The sequence below is a fragment of the Dehalococcoidia bacterium genome, assembly GCA_022449765.1.
Taxonomy (GTDB): domain Bacteria; phylum Chloroflexota; class Dehalococcoidia; order Lucifugimonadales; family Australimonadaceae; genus UBA2963.
In genome coordinates, this window is the sequence record JAKUPZ010000001.1 from 1 (window position 1) to 17,506 (window position 17,506).

At 45.1% G+C, this 17,506-nt stretch carries 11 protein-coding genes, 1 tRNA gene and 1 rRNA gene; 9 read left to right on the plus strand and 4 right to left on the minus strand.

Annotated elements, in window-relative coordinates; genetic code table 11:
• Positions 1 to 156: 156 nt before the first annotated feature.
• The 3 genes from MK127_00005 to coxB are packed head-to-tail and all read right to left on the minus strand — an operon-like array spanning position 157 to position 3,836.
• Positions 157 to 810, minus strand: coding sequence for a cytochrome c oxidase subunit 3 (locus MK127_00005; protein MCH2531191.1), 654 nt, complete (start codon positions 808 to 810; stop codon positions 157 to 159).
• A gap of 30 nt (positions 811 to 840) precedes the next feature.
• Positions 841 to 2,703: a cytochrome c oxidase subunit I gene (gene ctaD, locus MK127_00010; GenBank protein ID MCH2531192.1), complete on the minus strand. Its 1,863-nt coding sequence runs from the start codon at positions 2,701 to 2,703 to the stop codon at positions 841 to 843.
• A gap of 26 nt (positions 2,704 to 2,729) precedes the next feature.
• Positions 2,730 to 3,836, minus strand: coding sequence for a cytochrome c oxidase subunit II (gene coxB, locus MK127_00015; GenBank protein MCH2531193.1), 1,107 nt, complete (start codon positions 3,834 to 3,836; stop codon positions 2,730 to 2,732).
• A 424-nt stretch (positions 3,837 to 4,260) separates the two neighbouring features.
• Here coxB and MK127_00020 point away from each other — a divergent pair.
• The 3 genes from MK127_00020 to MK127_00030 all read left to right on the plus strand — a co-directional run bounded on the left by MK127_00020 (position 4,261) and on the right by MK127_00030 (position 8,799).
• Positions 4,261 to 7,247: ribosomal RNA gene (locus MK127_00020) — 23S ribosomal RNA — on the plus strand.
• A 63-nt stretch (positions 7,248 to 7,310) separates the two neighbouring features.
• Positions 7,311 to 7,385, plus strand: a tRNA-Met gene (locus MK127_00025).
• A gap of 94 nt (positions 7,386 to 7,479) precedes the next feature.
• Complete coding sequence (locus MK127_00030; GenBank protein ID MCH2531194.1) at positions 7,480 to 8,799, plus strand: Rieske 2Fe-2S domain-containing protein; 1,320 nt, start codon at positions 7,480 to 7,482, stop codon at positions 8,797 to 8,799.
• Here MK127_00030 and MK127_00035 read toward each other — a convergent pair whose 3' ends face one another.
• The gene (locus MK127_00035) at positions 8,800 to 9,801 is read right to left on the minus strand and encodes an ABC transporter substrate-binding protein (GenBank protein MCH2531195.1); all 1,002 of its coding nucleotides are present in this window, start codon (positions 9,799 to 9,801) and stop codon (positions 8,800 to 8,802) included.
• Positions 9,802 to 10,450: 649 nt separating this feature from the next.
• Between MK127_00035 and MK127_00040 the strand changes: the two genes are divergently transcribed.
• From MK127_00040 to uvrB, 6 genes are all read left to right on the plus strand, one after another.
• Entirely contained in the window at positions 10,451 to 11,326 is an 876-nt protein-coding gene (locus MK127_00040) for a betaine/proline/choline family ABC transporter ATP-binding protein (GenBank protein MCH2531196.1), read from the plus strand.
• The gene (locus MK127_00045; protein MCH2531197.1) at positions 11,326 to 12,315 is read left to right on the plus strand and encodes a proline/glycine betaine ABC transporter permease; all 990 of its coding nucleotides are present in this window, start codon (positions 11,326 to 11,328) and stop codon (positions 12,313 to 12,315) included. The genes MK127_00040 and MK127_00045 overlap by 1 nt, the downstream gene beginning before the upstream one ends.
• A 53-nt stretch (positions 12,316 to 12,368) precedes the next feature.
• Positions 12,369 to 13,466 carry a hypothetical protein gene (locus MK127_00050; GenBank protein ID MCH2531198.1) on the plus strand — a complete coding sequence of 366 codons (1,098 nt, stop codon included), beginning with the start codon at positions 12,369 to 12,371 and terminating at the stop codon, positions 13,464 to 13,466.
• A 96-nt stretch (positions 13,467 to 13,562) separates the two neighbouring features.
• Positions 13,563 to 14,525 carry a DUF523 and DUF1722 domain-containing protein gene (locus MK127_00055; protein MCH2531199.1) on the plus strand — a complete coding sequence of 321 codons (963 nt, stop codon included), beginning with the start codon at positions 13,563 to 13,565 and terminating at the stop codon, positions 14,523 to 14,525.
• On the plus strand, positions 14,525 to 15,427 hold the full coding sequence (locus MK127_00060) for a TIGR01777 family oxidoreductase (protein MCH2531200.1): 903 nt from the start codon (positions 14,525 to 14,527) through the stop codon (positions 15,425 to 15,427). Before MK127_00055 ends, MK127_00060 begins: the two co-directional genes overlap by 1 nt.
• Positions 15,428 to 15,455: 28 nt before the next feature.
• Positions 15,456 to 17,450 (plus strand): excinuclease ABC subunit UvrB, encoded by a 1,995-nt coding sequence (gene uvrB / locus MK127_00065; protein MCH2531201.1) that lies wholly within the window; start codon positions 15,456 to 15,458, stop codon positions 17,448 to 17,450.
• The last annotated feature ends 56 nt before the right edge of the window (positions 17,451 to 17,506 follow it).

Consider the following 17,506-nt stretch of genomic DNA (forward strand, 5'->3'; position numbering starts at 1 on the left):
ATTAGCGTCATTGCCAAGGAGCTTAACTCTAGGTAGAAAACGCCAACCTCAATTGCAGTGATGACAGCTAAAATAATCCCGATGATTACATATTCTTTTGGTCCGGGATGACTGTGATTTTCGCTATGTGAATGCTCAGTTGCCATTCTGATGTCCTTACATAAGTCCTAATAATTGACCGGCATGTTTCGCACCTTCAGCAGCATGTCCTTCTTTGCCGTAGGCACCAATGAGGTATACCACCCCGAAGATAACAATCCATACTATATCGACAAAGTGCCAGTACAGGCCCGCAATTTCGACTTGAAGTGAGTTATCCTGACGAATTTTCCCTTTATAGGATGAGAACACAATCGTCCAGAGCCATATTACACCGAGAGTAACATGCGCCCCATGAAATCCTGTCATGATTAAGAAAGTACTTCCAAATAAGTTGGTTTGCGGTACGAGCCCGTAGTGTTTAAATTCTGCGAATTCATACATCTGGAAGCCAATAAAAATTGATCCTAATAAGGCAACTGAAACTGTCCAAAAACGGAATGACCCCATATTCCCACGTTGAATTGCAGCAAGCGCAAGGACCATTGCCAAACTGCTCATAAGAAGCACGAAAGTGCTGACGGAGGTAACAGGTATATTAAGAATTTCCTCTTGGGGGCCGCTAAGAGATTGGCCAGTATAAATAAGGTGTGTAGCAATCAGCGTTCCGAAGAACATGACATCCGAACCTAAGAAAGCCCACATAAGGAGTTTTCGGTTATCGAGGCCTGTTGAGGTTCGATGATCGTCTATGCCGCTAACGTATCGCATTTATTTCAATAGTTCCTTAAAAGCCATAATTTAATGTTCGGATTCCTCTGCAGTAAGTGGCTCAAAGACCCAACCATATGCACCACGAAAGAGAAGACAGCCAAAACCTACCATCACTGCAATGCCAGACCAGAAGTAATTATCATAAATCAAAAGACCTGCAGCAATCCCTGTAGCAGCGAACGCGAGTACTAAAGGCCAGTATGAAGGGCTGGGCATGTGCGGCTCTCCGTGTTCTGGTAATTCTGGAGGCTCGACAACATTCGCCTCTTCATCCCACAATGGGTAAAGACTTTCTACAGTAGGTACCACCGCAAAGTTATAATGATGTGGTGGCGATGGAATTGACCATTCTAAAGTGGCACCTTGCCATGGGTTCATCCCCGAAGGTGCACCAGAGCGGGCAGATACGATTAAGTTGTAGATCAAGACCAGGATAGATAAGGCAATAATAAATGCTCCGAAACTGACAAAAAGATTTAAATCGTCCCAATTTTGATCAGCCGTGTAGGTATAAATTCGTCGTGGCATTCCTAAGACACCAAGGATATGCATGGGCATGAAAGTGACATTAAAACCAATAAACATTAGCCAGAAATGGAGATGCCCAATTTTTTCACTCATCATCCTGCCGGTCATTTTAGGGAACCAGTAATACAGCCCTGCAGTAAGGCCAAAAATGCTTCCACCAAAAAGAACATAATGGAAGTGAGCGACAATGAAGTAGGTATCTTGTTGCTGCGTGTCTACGGGTACCGCGGCGTGCATAACCCCACTTAGGCCACCAAGCATGAACATGCTGATAAATCCAAGGCTAAACATTAGAGGTGTCCTATATTGAATAGTCCCCCCCCAAAGTGTTGCAAGCCAATTAAAGATTTTCACGCCCGTGGGGACACCAATAGCCATAGTTGCAGATGCGAACGCTGCAACTGCCCAAGCTCCGATTCCGGTAGTGAACATATGGTGAGCCCAAACGCCAAATCCCAAGAAAGCAATGACTGCGCCTGCAAATACAATAGTGGCATAGCCAAAAAGTGGTTTTCTCGAGAAGGTGGGGAGAATGTCGGACACAATACCCATTGCAGGAAGAATCAAAATGTAAACTTCAGGGTGACCAAACACCCAGAAGAGGTGCTGCCATAGCAAGGGATCAGCTCCTGCGCCGACAGTATCAAAGAAGTTCGTGTCAAAGAAGCGATCAAACATCAAAAGGGTAAGTGCAATCGTTAGCGGAGGGAATGCAAAAATAACCAAGAATGAAATAATGAGAGTCATCCATGCAAATACGGGCATTCGCATCAGGGTCATGCCCGGAGCTCGAAGATTAAGTATGGTTACAACGAAATTAAGACCCGCAGCTGTTGTGCCTATACCCATAATCTGCAAGCCAAGGACCCAGTAATCGGTACTGGCCGATAATGTATATTCACTAATTGTAAGGGGTGCGTACCCGAACCATCCCATGTCAGGGAAGGCGCCCACGAAGAAGCTAAAGTTCATGAGGAGCGCACCGAACAAATACAGCCAATAGCTAAATGCATTTAATCGAGGGAACGCAACGTCCCTGGCACCGATCATTAGCGGTATTAGAAAATTAAAAAATGCTGCACCGGCTGGCATGACGACCATGAATACCATGGTGGTTCCATGCATTGTGAATAATGAGTTGTAAGTTCCTGCGTCCATAAAAGTACTGTCAGCAGAGGACAGCTGGACTCGCATAAGGAGGGCTTCAATCCCGCCAAGAATGAAAAATATGAAAGCGCTTATGCCATAGAGAATTCCAATTTTTTTATGATCTACCGTAGTGATCCACCCCCAGATACCTTCCGTTGATACTGGACGTTTGATTACTCCGATATTCACTAGATTTGCTAAATTCGCTGCCATTTTTCAGTAATTCTCCGCTTGTAGCCTTAGCGCTTAAGACTCTGTAAATACGCGACTACTTGATCGATTTGTGCTTCAGTCAATAAATCGGTATTAGGGTCACCTCTGTGGAAAGTGGGCATTAAGCCGCTACCTTCTTCAGGGACAGGTTTTAGATCTCTCACGTTTGAGACCCATTGCTTAAGGTTTTTACTATTGTTGTCGAGAATACCGGCACCAAGCGTATTACGCTCACCAAATAAGGTTAAATTAGGGCCGATCTTGCCCACAGCGTTAGTACCATTAATTGCATGGCAACCCGAGCAACCGCCTGCAATCTCAAATACATTTTTACCTAACGCCTCTACGCTTCCTGCTGCAGGTGTCACTACTGAAGAATTCATGCTTTCTACCCACCGGTCAAATCCGCCAGTGGTATCTACGTGGACCCTGAATCGCATCAATGCGTGAGCAGAACCACAAAATTCAGCGCATTGACCGTAATAAATCCCCGGCTCAGTTGCAGTGAATTTTTCTAAAGGATTTTGACGGTTAGGAACCATGTCTGTTTTTCCGACAAGCTGTGGAACCCAAAATGAGTGAATTACATTGTCAGATTCTAGGGTTATCGAGACCTGTCGTCCAACTGGGATGTGAAGTTCATTAGCGGTGATTAGTTCAGAACCATCAGGACCTAGGCCCGGATATTGAAACTCAAACCACCATTGCTTCCCCACGGCGGTAATCTCTAAAACATTAGCATCGGGTTCATCTTGCGTTTGAACTACCCATAGCACGGTAGGTACAGCAATAGAAATCAAGATTAATATAGGCACTACAGTCCATGTAATTTCTAATCCTGTATGGCCATGAATCTGCTGTGCTTTTCTGCCCGGTCGGTCACGAAATTTTACAAGAATATATGCCATGCCAATTAGAACGAATGCTCCCACAAGAGCAGCAGCCCAAATTACATAGATATAGATGTCGTAAATTCGTTGAGTAGAATCTGAACGTGCGACAAAAGTGTTTTGCGGGGTATCACAAGCTGCCAACAGAAGCAAAAACACTCCGATTATGGGCGCAAGAACGAGTAAGCGACTTGATAGGCTTCTTCTGATTTTATGAGGAAGGTACTTTTTGTTGGTTTGCATACTAAAAACTGACACACATTTGACTTGTTACGGATATCACAGATTGAAGGGTAAGGTCAAGCAGATATGCCTGTGCATGCGGGTTTTTAAGACTCTTAATTTTTTGAAATTTGTGATTTCGGGCCGTTGACACTTTTACCTGTAATTCCGTATACTAGCTTGGCTGTCGTTAGGACTGCATGGAGTTAGCATAAAATATGACCCAGGTCGTAATTAACACCTAAAGCACTAACGGCATGGCTACCGATAATTAAGGGCGGTGGCACGCCTGAGCGGCCACCGCCTTTGCACGTTAACAAGAGAATATCGAGTGAGTACGAGCAGCAGTCCATCTGAACAGGATGGATGGGCTGCAACTTCATCATCAATTTGATGATCATTGAGCCAAGAGAATCATATCTGCATTAAGCAGATGTAAGAGTTAGGTCAAGTTATTAAGGGCCAACGGTGGATGCCTTGGCGTCAAGGGCCGATGAAGGGCGTAGCACGTCTGCGATAAGCCTCGGCTAGCTGTCAAGCAAGCTTAACCGGGGATTCCCGAATCGGGGAACCGGTCCTAGAGAAACTAGGACATCCTCAGCTGAACACATAGGCTGAGGGAGGTAACCAGGGGAACTGAAACATCTAAGTACCCTGAGGAATATAAAGCAACCGCGATTCCCTAAGTAGTGGTGAGCGAACGGGGAACAGCCTAAACCTGCAGGGTTTAGTGGCCTGAGGGCCTATACCTTGTGGGGGTTGTACGGCATATCGGCATGAGCCTCAGTGATTGCACAGAGTTACAAATCTGCTTTCTAGCTGAAGGAACCTGGAAAGGACCGCCATAGGGGGTGATAGCCCCGTAAGCGAAAGGAAGTAGACTCTGGATATGTTCGTGAGTACCACGGGACACGAGAAATCCCGTGGGAAGCTGGGGGGACCACCCTCCAAGGCTAAATACCCTTGACGACCGATAGTGTACAAGTACCGTGAGGGAAAGGTGAAAAGAACCCCTGAAGGGGAGTGAAATAGACCTGAAACCGTGGGCCTACAAGCGGTCGGAGCCTCGATTTATCGGGGTGACGGCGTGCCTATTGAAGAATGAGCCGGCGAGTTACTCCTGTGTGGCAAGGTTAAGGAATTTATACGTTCCGGAGCCGTAGCGAAAGCGAGTCTGAATAGGGCGTCCAGTCGCACGGGGTAGACCCGAAACCGGGTGAGCTACCCATGGCCAGGGTGAAGCCTCGATAGTCTCGAGGTGGAGGCCCGAACCCGTGTACGTTGCAAAGTGCTGGGATGAGCTGTGGGTAGAGGTGAAATTCCAACCGAACCCGGAGATAGCTGGTTCTCCCCGAAATGCATTGAGGTGCAGCCTCAAGGGAGAGGAACGGAGGTAGGGCTCTGAATGGGCTAGGGGGCGCAAGCTTACTGAACCCAATCAAACTTCGAATGCCGTTCTATCTATGCCTTGGGAGTGAGACAGTGGGGGATAAGCTCCATTGTCGAAAGGGAAACAGCCCAGACCACCAATTAAGGTCCCTAAATACAGGCTAAGTGTCAAAGGAAGTATGGTCACCCAGACAACCAGGAGGTTGGCTTAGAAGCAGCCACCCTTTAAAGAGTGCGTAATAGCTCACTGGTCAAGGGACTGTGCGCCGACAATTTATCGGGGCTAAAGCCTGTTACCGAAATTGTGGCTTCCGCTTACGCGGAGGGGTAGGGGAGCGTTCTATATGCACTGAAGCTCAACTGTAAGGTTGGGTGGAGCGTATAGAAGTGAGAATGCCGGCATGAGTAATGTGAAGATGCGTGAGAACCGCATCCGCCGAAAGTCTGAGGTTTCCTACGCAACGTCGTTCGGCGTAGGGTTAGTCGGTCCTAAGTCGAGGCCGCAAGGCGTAGACGATGGATAGCTGGTTAATATTCCAGCGCCACCCATGGATCGTTTTAAGGCTAAGGAGGGACACGGGAAGCTAGGTAGAGCGTGCCTATTGGACATGGTACGTCGGAACCTGTAGGTGATCTCGGGATAGGAAAATCCGTTCCGAGGCTTGAGCTGAGGGGTAATGCGACTTTAGGGCTTAGCCCTAGGGAAGTCTATTGATGCTACACCGGCAAGAAAAACTTCGTAGCTAGAGTCATGGGTGTCCGTACCGCAAACCGACACTGGTGGACTGGTATAAATGTACTAAGGCGGACGAGAGAACCATCCTTAAGGAACTCGGCAAATTGACTCCGTAACTTTGGGAGAAGGAGTGCCCTGGGACGTGTACCCCCTTGCGGGAGAAGCGTTTTGGGGTCGCAGATAAGAGGCTCTGGTGACTGTTTAACAAAAACACAGGTCCCTGCTTAAGTCGTAAGACGATGTATAGGGGCTGACGCCTGCCCAGTGCCGGAAGGTCAAGAGGCGCGGTGAGAGCTGCAAATCGAAGCCCCGGTGAACGGCGGCCGTAACTATAACGGTCCTAAGGTACCGAAATCCCTTGTCAGGTAAGTTCTGACCCGCAGGAAAGGCGTAACAACTGGAGCGCTGTCTCAAGGATGGTCTCGATGAAATTGAAGTACGAGTGAAGATGCTCGTTACCCGCAGCAGGACAAAAAGACCCCGTGGAGCTTTACTGCAACCTGACATTGATCCGAGGATACAGTTGTGTAGCATAGGTGGGAGGCTATGAAACTCAGACGCCAGTTTGAGCGGAGCCATCGTTGAAATACCACTCTTCTCTGTTTTTGGATCTAACCCCTGAACAAGCAGGGGAACCGTGTCTGGCGGGCAGTTTGACTGGGGCGGTCGCCTCCCAAAAAGTAACGGAGGCGTGCAAAGGTTCCCTCAGGGTGGATGGAAATCACCCGCAGAGCGCATTGGTAGAAGGGAGCTTGACTGCGAGGCCTACAAGCCAAGCAGGGACGAAAGTCGGCCAAAGTGATCCTACGGTCCCGTGTGGAAGGGCCGTGGCTTATCGGATAAAAGCTACCCCGGGGATAACAGGCTTATCTTGCCCAAGAGTTCAAATCGACGGCAAGGTTTGGCACCTCGATGTCGGCTCGTCGCATCCTGGGGCTGAAGAAGGTCCCAAGGGTCCGGCTGTTCGCCGGTTAAAGCGGCACGCGAGCTGGGTTCAGACCGTCGTGAGACAGGTCGGTCTCTATCCGCTGTGGGCGTAGGAAGTTTGAGAGGAGCTTTCCCTAGTACGAGAGGACCGGGAAGGACGTACCTCTGGTGTTCCGGTTGTCCCGCCAGGGGCACCGCCGGGTAGCTATGTACGGAACGGATAAGCGCTGAAAGCATCTAAGTGCGAAGCCGGCCTCAAGATGAGACTTCCCATCCGAAAGGAGTAAGGTCGCAGAGAGACTATCTGCTTGATAGGCCGCAAGTGTAAGTCCAGCAATGGATTCAGCTAAGCGGTACTAATCGACCGAGGGCTTGACCATAAAATTCTACTCACTCGAATTCTCTTGTTAACGTGTTCCCCATTTGATAAGTCAGGATTTCGATGCGGGGTGGAGCAGTGGCAGCTCGTCGGGCTCATAACCCGAAGGTCCCAGGTTCGAGTCCTGGCCCCGCTACCAAAATTCCCCCTATTAACAGAGCGTCGGATGCGTGTTTGATGATTTAGATGTACAATTTTCACGCTTGCATGAATTCCTTTGAAGGGAGCCATAAATGCTCACAATAGAAGCTAATGATCTTGTGACGAAGGTGACTGGAGATGCCCCAATGGGAATGTACTTCCGGGAATTCTGGTTGCCCTTTCTTTTTTCGAACGAACTTGAAGTAGACGGACCACCTGAAAGAATTAGATTACTCGGCGAAGATTTAATCGCATTTCGTAATAGCGAAGGTAAGGTGGGTCTTATAGGTGAGCACTGCCCGCATCGTTATGCATCTTTGTTTTTTGGTCGAAACGAAGAAGGAGGTATGGCATGTGTATACCACGGCTGGAAATTTTCTCCCGATGGCACCTGCCTAGATATGCCTTCCGAACCCGAAGCGAGTAATTTTAGAGATAAAGTCAAGCAACCTGCTTATCCTTGTGAAGAACGAGGTGGGGTAGTTTGGGCTTATATGGGCGACCAAAAGGTTTTGCCTGCTTTACCTGATTTAGAATGGATGGATTTGCCCGCAGATCAAATTGTCGCTTCAAAACGAATTCAGTACACTAACTGGCTTCAAGGCTTGGAAGGTGAGATTGACCAATCCCATTTGTCTTTCACTCATAGGCGCCTTAAATATGGTGAAGGATTAAATTTTTCAGGCACTCTTGTTAATCAAATAAGGCAATCAGATAAGCATCCAGTATTTGAAACGATTAACACTGAAGCAGGCGTTTGTATTGGTTCAGGCAGGAAAGCGCCTGATGGCCAAAAGTATTGGCGCATAAGCCAATGGCTTACTCCTTCCCATATTATGACTGGCCCGTATGGTCCTAACCCGATGAGGAATTGGAGAATGTGGGTTCCTGTAGATGACGTAACTGTCCTGATTATGGGTTGCCATTTTCATCCCAATCGCGCGATTGAGGGGTCTGAAAGGGAGAAACTGGTTACAAATGGCCAAGTGTGGAACATTTCACCGCATCTAAGGCTTCATAAGCAAGGACAAGCTTTTGCGAAATGGCACCCTAAACCAGGTCTTGAAAATGATTTCTTTATTGATAGGCAGATACAGAAAACCGAGAGTTATTCTGGGATTGAAGAGTTTTGGGCTCAAGACGCAGCTCCTCAAATTTCAATGGGGCCGATCACGCCAAGGAATTTAGAGCATCTTGGGACATCTGATTTAGGTATCATTGCTATGAGGAAACGGCTTCTTAGCGAACTAAAAGCATTTGAGCAAAATAAAACAGCACCACCCCAAGTAAATCACCCGGAATGGTATAGGGTTCGTTCAGATGCAGCCATTCTCGCAAGCGACGAACCTTGGTATAAGGCAACTGCAGAACGTCGGGTTGCCTATGCTAATTCAAACCCTGATTGCCCATAATTAGGTCTTTAATACACCTTCGGCGAATACCTCGTCGAAGGTGTTCTTTTTAGCCATTATTCCTTGTTCGTGACTTATGCCTATGTACCACTCTAGCATTCTCTTGTTCGCCTCGATGCCATAAACGAAAGGATCTCCCCATTTTTTGAATTGATTTTCTATGTATTCTCGTAGGTAAATCACTGAAAAGCTTCCGCGGTCCCTCAGCAAATCATAATAGGCTTGGGCTTTTGACTGCTCAAAGGCATTATAAATTCGCATAGCTAGATCTGGGTTTTCCCTGTTTAATTTTCCACTCATTACCATCATATGCACGGGGGTAAATATACTTTCATCTCGCCAAAGACGCAGATCTTCATCCATATAATCTGGAAATAGCCTGCGTATGCGATGATCACTTTCCACCCATCCGAAAAGTTCAGGGTCGGAGATATCTCCGAGAAAAGCGTCAATTTCGCCATCGAGCAATCTTTGAAGATGATCTTTTACACTAATTTTGCCATTAGTAACGACCTCCACATTGGCCGACTTATCATAAATGGGGAAATAGTCTTCCGCATCTGTAACTAACCATTTGAAGGTAGATGTATCTACCCCATGCCGGTGTTTTAGAAGTCCTCTACACCAGGTCACGATTGCAGAGCGGAATGATCGAGTTGCAATACGTCGTCCTTCAAGGTCTTTTGGTCCTCCTATGCCTCGATCATTACGTACAACCATGTACCAATGAGCACTTTTTCGTTTAACGAAGATTGGAAGTCCAGTGATATCCCAGCCTTGATCGATAGCCGCTAACCAATAACCCATATTTAGATCACATAGGCCGAAATCTCCTGTTTTCATACGAGAATCCCCGGTAGGCGTCGGGCCTAACTCGTCAAAAGGCTCTAATTCGACTCCTTCGATTTTCACTCTTCCTTCCATCAACGGCCTGACTATTTCATAAGTCATTGAAGCGTACCCAACCGAAATTTCTAGCTTCATTGGATTAGAAGAATTCATTTAAGGCTCCTTATGCCGAACGGATCGTGTCTGAGTGCACCCTATTAGTTAATTGGATTGCTGGTCAAGCCTAGAATGAATCGTCAGGTCATGGAATTTATGAATTGAAATAATTAATTATTAGCAATATTAAAATTAGTAAATTTGGAACAAGGTTGAATTATGACGGAATAGGGCTTAGATAAGTAAATGAAGGACGAAAACGGCAAAAATCAAGGCTTTCTTCGTAGCTGATTTCCTAGTAACAATGATTGCCAAGGAGCTAGGCAGTCAAGTGGCTAAGGCGATATTGGTTGCATATTCTACGATGTAGATATTTTGTGAAATCTTGATATCCGATTTGCTCTCTGTCACTAGTTCAAGGGGGCGAGAGCATTAATTGATAGAAAAAGGCAAAAATGATAGTAATCCGACGATAATTAAAAAATATGCTACGAATTATGGACATTGACACGCTTAGTTTAGATGGCTAGGGTGTGTATATCTCTGCGGCAAGGGGGCAGCTTGCAAGCTATATTGCAGGTCCATATTTAAGCCCTTCCATCGATTCCCGCGGGTCGATTCCCCCAACCAATTTTTTTAGTAATTACGGAATTATTATTGATGTATTTAAACCAAAACCTACGAACCAGAAAGACAGGGAGTAGCTATGGCAATTAAGACGAAAGAAAAACCCCAGGTAAGCGTTCAGGGCCTATGGAAACTATTTGGAGATAACATCCCTAAGGAAATTACTCCTGAATTAGAAGGGCGAAGCAAGGCGGACCTTCGAGAAACTGACGGCGTTGTGCTAGCTCTTAAAGATGTTAGTTTTGACGTGAGCAAAGGTGAAACCTTTGTAGTGATGGGGCTTTCCGGAAGCGGGAAATCTACGCTAGTTCGTACATTAATAAGACTTATTGAGCCTAGCTTTGGGGCCATTGAGTTTGAAGGCGAAGATATTTTGCACTACGGCACGGATGCGCTGATACAGTTTCGGCGCTCTAAAACTGCGATGGTATTCCAGCATTTTGGGCTACTACCACATCGAAACGTTAGAGAAAATGTAGCCTGGGGCCTTGAAGTTCGCGGGATGTCGTCTCAGGAAAGATTGCAAATAGCTGATGAGACACTTGAATTAGTAGGTCTCCAAGGCTGGGGTGAGTATAGACCGTCAATGCTGAGCGGGGGCATGCAGCAACGCGTAGGTTTGGCGAGAGCATTGGCTGCAGATCCTGATGTATTGCTGATGGACGAACCTTTTAGCGGATTAGATCCTCTGATCCGCAGAGATATGCAGAATGAATTGCTGCATCTTCAGGAAAAATTTCGCAAAACAATTATATTTATTACGCATGATATGAACGAAGCGCTCAAGATTGGGGATCGCATAGCTATTATGCGAGATGGTCTAGTGGTGCAGATTGGTACGGGAGATGAGATTTTGAATTCTCCCGCAGATGATTATGTATCGGAATTTACAAGAGACGTCCGAGAGGCAGCCCAGTTGACTATTCCTTCTCCTCAGGAATCTGGAATCCGATAATGAATGATTTAAGGCGAAAATTCCTTAAAGGGAACTTGATATCGGCTTGGATTGTACTTAGCTTGGTGGCAGCTGCATATTTGTTGCGTCGGTTCGGTCAAGACCTTGGGCTTCTGAACAAGAAAATGACATTTCCGTGGGAGTGGAGTAGGCCAATTGAAGATGCAATAGATGGATCAATCAGTTGGATCACAAGGAATGGTGCATTTATATTTGACCCTACATCAGATCTAATTTTAGATTTTCTTCTCAAACTTGAGGCAATTCTTTTATGGATACCTTGGCCTGTAGTAATCATTGCAATTGGTTGGATTTCATGGAAATCGGCGGGTCGAGGAGTGATGATTTTTTCTGCCACTGCTCTTCTCACTTTAGGGATCTTTGATCTTTGGGATAGCACAATGGAAACCATCGCACTAATTACTGTTGCTGTCCTATTATCAATAGTTATAGCTATTCCCACAGGAATCGTTGCTTCAAGGAGTGACAAATTAGACGTGGTGTTGAGGCCTGTTTTGGATGGCATGCAGACTATGCCTAGCTTTGTTTATTTAGTTCCAGCGATTATGTTCTTTGGTATTGGTAATGTTCCTGCCGTGATTGCTACGATTATTTATGCAGTACCTCCCGCTATTCGCTTGACGAATTTAGGTATAAGGCAAGTTTCTGCAGAGACCATAGAAGCGGCTCGTTCATTTGGAACAACCAATAGGCAATTACTGATAAAAGTACAGATTCCAATGGCTGTACCAACTATCATGGCCGGGATTAACCAGACCATCATGATGGCAGTTGCAATGGCTGTAATTGCTTCGTTAGTAGGTGCTGGAGGTCTTGGAGAAGATGTTAATCGGGCTCTTGGAAGGATTGAACCAGGAGAAGCTTTACTTGCGGGCCTTGGAATAGTATTCCTTGCAATTATTGTTGACCGAATTACGCAGTCTGCTGCTAAAAAGCGTCAGGCTGCTCTAGAAGGGCCAAAACTATAGATATGGGCAGCTTCTAGATTCTTAGAATGGAGAAGAGAGGAAGGAGATTTTGGATGAGTAAATTTTGGAGATTGGATAAAGCCGCATTAGTGGTAATGACCGCAATGGCAATGCTATTGGTGGTGATTGGTTGTGGGTCAGACCCGACACCAACACCAAAACCCGCAGCAACTGCTACACCTACACCACTTCCTAAGCCTAAGATTGTTTTGGCAGGGCTGAACTGGACAAGTGCAGCGGTACAAAACGAGATCGCAAAAGCGGTGCTGGCAAGTGGTTATGGATATGAGGTTGATGAAATAGCTGGTGGCACAGTGCCTTTGATGGAGGCTTTGACTAAAGGGGACGTTAACGTCAACTTAGAACTTTGGCTTCCAAATCAACAGGCAGCCTATGCTAAGGCAGAGGCTAAAGGTGTCACTCAAATATTGGGAGATACTATAACGACAGGTGCTTGGCAGAGTTCATTCATCATTCCTAAGTACGTTGCTGATGCGAACCCATGGTTGACATCGGTTGAGGATCTCAAGGACCCAAGAGCCACGGAGCTGTTTGCTACAAAACTGAGCAAAGGTAAAGTTGGAATAGTAACTTGTATTCCTGGTTGGGAGTGTGAACAGGTTAATGCTAAGCAGGTTGCTGGCTATGGCTTAAGTGATTACGTTGAATTGATCAACCCGGGCTCATATGCAGCTCTTAATGGTGAGATTCTAGGTGCTTACGAAAAGAAAGAGGCTATTGTTCACTACTACTGGGGACCAGAAGCGCTCCCTGGTAAGCTAGCAGCGGAATACGGCGGATATGTGTTCTTAGAAGAGCCAGAATATACTGTCGAGTGTTTTGACTACTTAGCAACTGTAGAGAAGCCAGAGGATGCAGAGAAGGCTTGTGCTTACCCATTAGCGAAGGTGCATTCTGTAGTAAATAAAGAACAAATTACTGCGGCTAACGCTCCTGAAGCAGTCGCATTCCTTAAGGCCTACAACTGGACCGGTGAGGAAATTGAAGCAATGCTTGCACATGGTGCTGCAAATGACCTAAAGGCAGATGAAATTGCTAAATGGGTTATGACAAATGACACATTTGCCAAGTGGAAGACTTGGGTAGAACCTGCAATTGCAACGAAAGTATTAGCTGCGTTAGCGGGCTAATTTCTAACAGCAATATTGCTAAAATAAGAGGGGATGTACCAAGCGTACATCCCCTCTTCGTTATGTCTATAAGCAGAAGGCTGTTACGATTAGTAAATGGAAACAAATTTTAAACCACGTATAGGGATTAGCACGTGCTTATTAGGTGAATCTGTTCGTTACAACGGAGGGCATCTAAAAGACGCTTTCCTCACAAATACGGTGAGTAAATACGTTGAATGGGTACCCGTTTGCCCAGAAGCAGAATCTGGAATGGGTATACCTCGAGAACCAGTACGTCTTGTGGAGGAAAACGGAAAAGTAAAGATGAAAGGTGTTAAGTCCAAGCATGACCATTCGGTCACCATGGAGAAATGGACCCAATCGCGTATTGACGAGCTAAAAGATAGTAATCTGCACGGGTACGTGTTTACGAAAGATTCGCCAAGTTGTGGATTGTTTCGGGTAAAAATATACGGAACTAATGATCAAGTCGTTTTGCGAAACGGGCGAGGCAAATTCGCAGATGCCCTTTCCTCAACGTTTGAGAATCTTCCAGTGGAAGAAAATGGGAGACTGAATGACCCGCGCCTTAGGGAAAATTTCATTGAACGCGTATTTGTCTATAAACGATGGACTGAGTTGATCGAAGAGGGTCGCTCACCTAGGAATTTAGTTGACTTCCACAGTCAATTGAAATTGACCCTGATGGCACATTCGGTAGTCCATTACAGAGAAGCAGGGCGTATTGTTGCGCGCGCTGGAATTGACGAATGGAATTCAATAACCAATGAATATGAAAATGTACTTATGTCGGCTATGCAGCGCCTCGCGACAGCAAAGAAACACGCAAATGCATTGCAGCATGCAATGGGCTTTTTAAAACAAGACCTTTCTTCAGATGACAAAATTGAATTAATGGGAATGATTGACCAATATAGAGTTGGCCAGTTGCCAATTATTGTCCCAGTTACTTTACTTCGACATCATATTAATAAAATTGGTGGGCCAAAATGGCTGACCAATCAAACATATCTTGACCCCTACCCATCTGAAATGATGTTAAGGAACCATGTCTAATGCGTGTTCTATTAGTTGGGGGTACAGGATTTATAGGTGCAGCTTTAGCTAATTCTCTGATTGAAGATGGCGATGAAGTGGTTTGCATAACGCGCAATCCCGGTAAAGCAATTCAGAAAATTCCTCAGGTTGAAAATATTCACCACGCAGATGTTGTTTCTGACGTACTTCCGAAGTCTATTTTTTCAAATGTAGATGCAGTTGTTAATTTAGCCGGGAAAAGAATTCCAGGTATTTGGACAAAACGTACAAAAAATTTAATTCTTTCCACTAGGCAGATTGCAACGCAAAATTTAGTTGATGCAATGAGAGATTCAGGGGTTGGGGTTTTAGTTAATGGTAGTGCACTTGGGTATTATGGTGATAGAGGAGACGAAATACTGTCCGAATCTGCAGATGCCGGATCAGGGTTTTTAGCAGATGTCTGTAAGAGCTGGGAGAACTCTGCCCATAAATTTGAAGGACGTTTAGTGCTATTACGCTCCGGGCATGTGCTTGGATTAGGAGGCTTGATGACTCCTATGAAAATCATTGCAAACTTGGGATTATTGGGTAAATTGGGCAATGGAGAGCAATGGTGGCCTTGGATTCACATGGACGACGAGATAGGTATTATCAAACATGCGATTAAGTCTGTGAAAATTACAGGTCCATTAAACGCTTCATCGCCAAATCCTCTTCGCCAAAAAGATTTTATTAAATCTTTGGCAAAAATTATGAAACGCCCGTGTTTTTTCCCTTCAACGTCGATGATGATACGTACTGTTTTAAGTGAATTTTCTACTGAAATACTTAGTAGTAGAAGAATGGTACCTTCTTTGGCAGTATCTTCTGGATATAAATTTTTATATCCAGAGTTTGAGGATGCTATAAGTCAAATAATCGAAATGGGGAGACGTTAGACGGCGCATGCGGATTAATGATAGGGAAATGAAGCCTTTTAAGGTAGTGGCAGATTTTGAACCCCGCGGAGACCAGCCTGCTGCAATTGAGAGACTTGCACAGGGCGCAAGCCAAGGTTTAAAGCATCAGACATTGCTTGGTGTCACAGGTTCAGGCAAAACCTACACGATGGCAAAAGTAGTCGAATCTATCCAGAAACCTACACTAGTGATTGCCCCTAACAAAACGTTGGCAGCTCAGTTGGCTCAAGAATTTCGAGATTTTTTCCCTGAGAACGCTGTTGAGTACTTTGTATCTTATTACGATTATTACCAGCCCGAAGCTTACGTTCCTTCAACTGATACATATATTGAAAAGGATTCAGATGTAAATGACGAAATAGACAAATTGAGGCATGCGGCAACAAGATCTCTAATGACAAGAAGAGATACTCTCATTGTTGCTTCTGTCTCATGTATTTACGGCTTAGGATCTCCTGACGAATATTTTGCTTTCGTTGAGCGGATTGAGAAAGGTGAAAGAAAGAATCGTCAGAAGCTCGCAAGAAGATTGATAGAGATGCAATATGAAAGGAATGATTATGACCTTGCGCGATCTCGCTTTCGCATAAAAGGTGACACATTGGAAATCATGCCTGCATACGAAGATTTAGCAATTAGGATTGAATTTTTTGGAGAAGATGTTGAAAGAATAGTAGAGATAGATCCATTAACGGGTGAGTTGTTAACGGATCGTGATCAAATAGATATATATCCAGCCAAGCATTTTGTTACTTCAAGAGATAAATTAATTGAAGCTATTGCTGAAATAGAGCAGCAGCTTGAAGCTCGGCTTGAATATTTTCGAAGCCACGGACGCGTATTAGAAGCACAACGATTAGAACAACGAACAAGGTATGACTTGGAGATGCTTCAGGAAGCGGGATATTGCTCAGGCGTTGAAAATTATGCTCAACCTCTTGGTCGTCGATTGCCTGGTAGTACTCCCTGGACATTGATGCATTATCTTCCCGATGATTTCTTACTGATTTTGGATGAATCACATATGGCAGTTCCTCAATTACGTGCAATGTTTAAAGGAGAGATGTCTCGCAAGGATTCTTTAATTGATTTTGGATTTCGTTTACCTTCTGCGAGGGATAATCGACCTCTGAATTTTGAAGAATTTGAAGAAGTGGTGAATCAGGCAATATATGTCTCGGCGACGCCCGCATCTTACGAACTGCAGCACAGTGAGCAAGTGGTAGAACAGGTTATAAGACCTACAGGGTTATTAGATCCCATTATTGAGATAAAAAAAACAGAAGGGCAAATAGATGATTTGCTTGGCCAGATTCGTTTACGGGTAGATAAAAAGGAACGATGCTTAGTGACTACGCTCACGAAACGAATGGCCGAAGAACTTACTGATTATCTGAGTGAAATGGACGTTAAGGTTCACTATTTACATTCAGAAATTGATACTTTAAAACGCACTGAATTGCTTAGGGATTTACGGCTAGGCGTATATGACGTGTTAGTGGGCATTAATTTGCTTCGTGAGGGTCTTGATTTGCCTGAAGTTAGCCTGGTGGCGATTCTTGATGCTGATAAAGAAGGATATTTACGATCTGCACCTTCTCTTGTTCAAACAATTGGCAGGGCTGCAAGGCATATTGATGGTCGGGTGATAATGTACGCAGATAAATATACAGAATCTATGCGTGTTGCCTTAGAAGAAACTGATAGGCGGCGCAAAATACAGACGGAGTACAATCAGCTCCACGGGATCATTCCGGAAGGGATCAGTAAAGCAGTTCGGGATATTACAGATTCTTTACGCGAAGTTTTTGATAACCGTGCCACACATGAGGTGCGGAAGAATTTAGGAAAAGATGAGCTCGCAAGGGCTATAAAAGAGCTTGAAATTCAAATGAGAGAATCCGCAAGGCAATTAGAATTTGAAAAAGCGGCGCTACTCAGAGATGAGGTTGTCGATTTAAAGAAATTACTAATAACTCAAGAAATTGTTGGTAATTTTTAATAAAGCAACGATGAGGATTAGAGAGAGATATCGATTGCTATTGGTATTTATAAGCG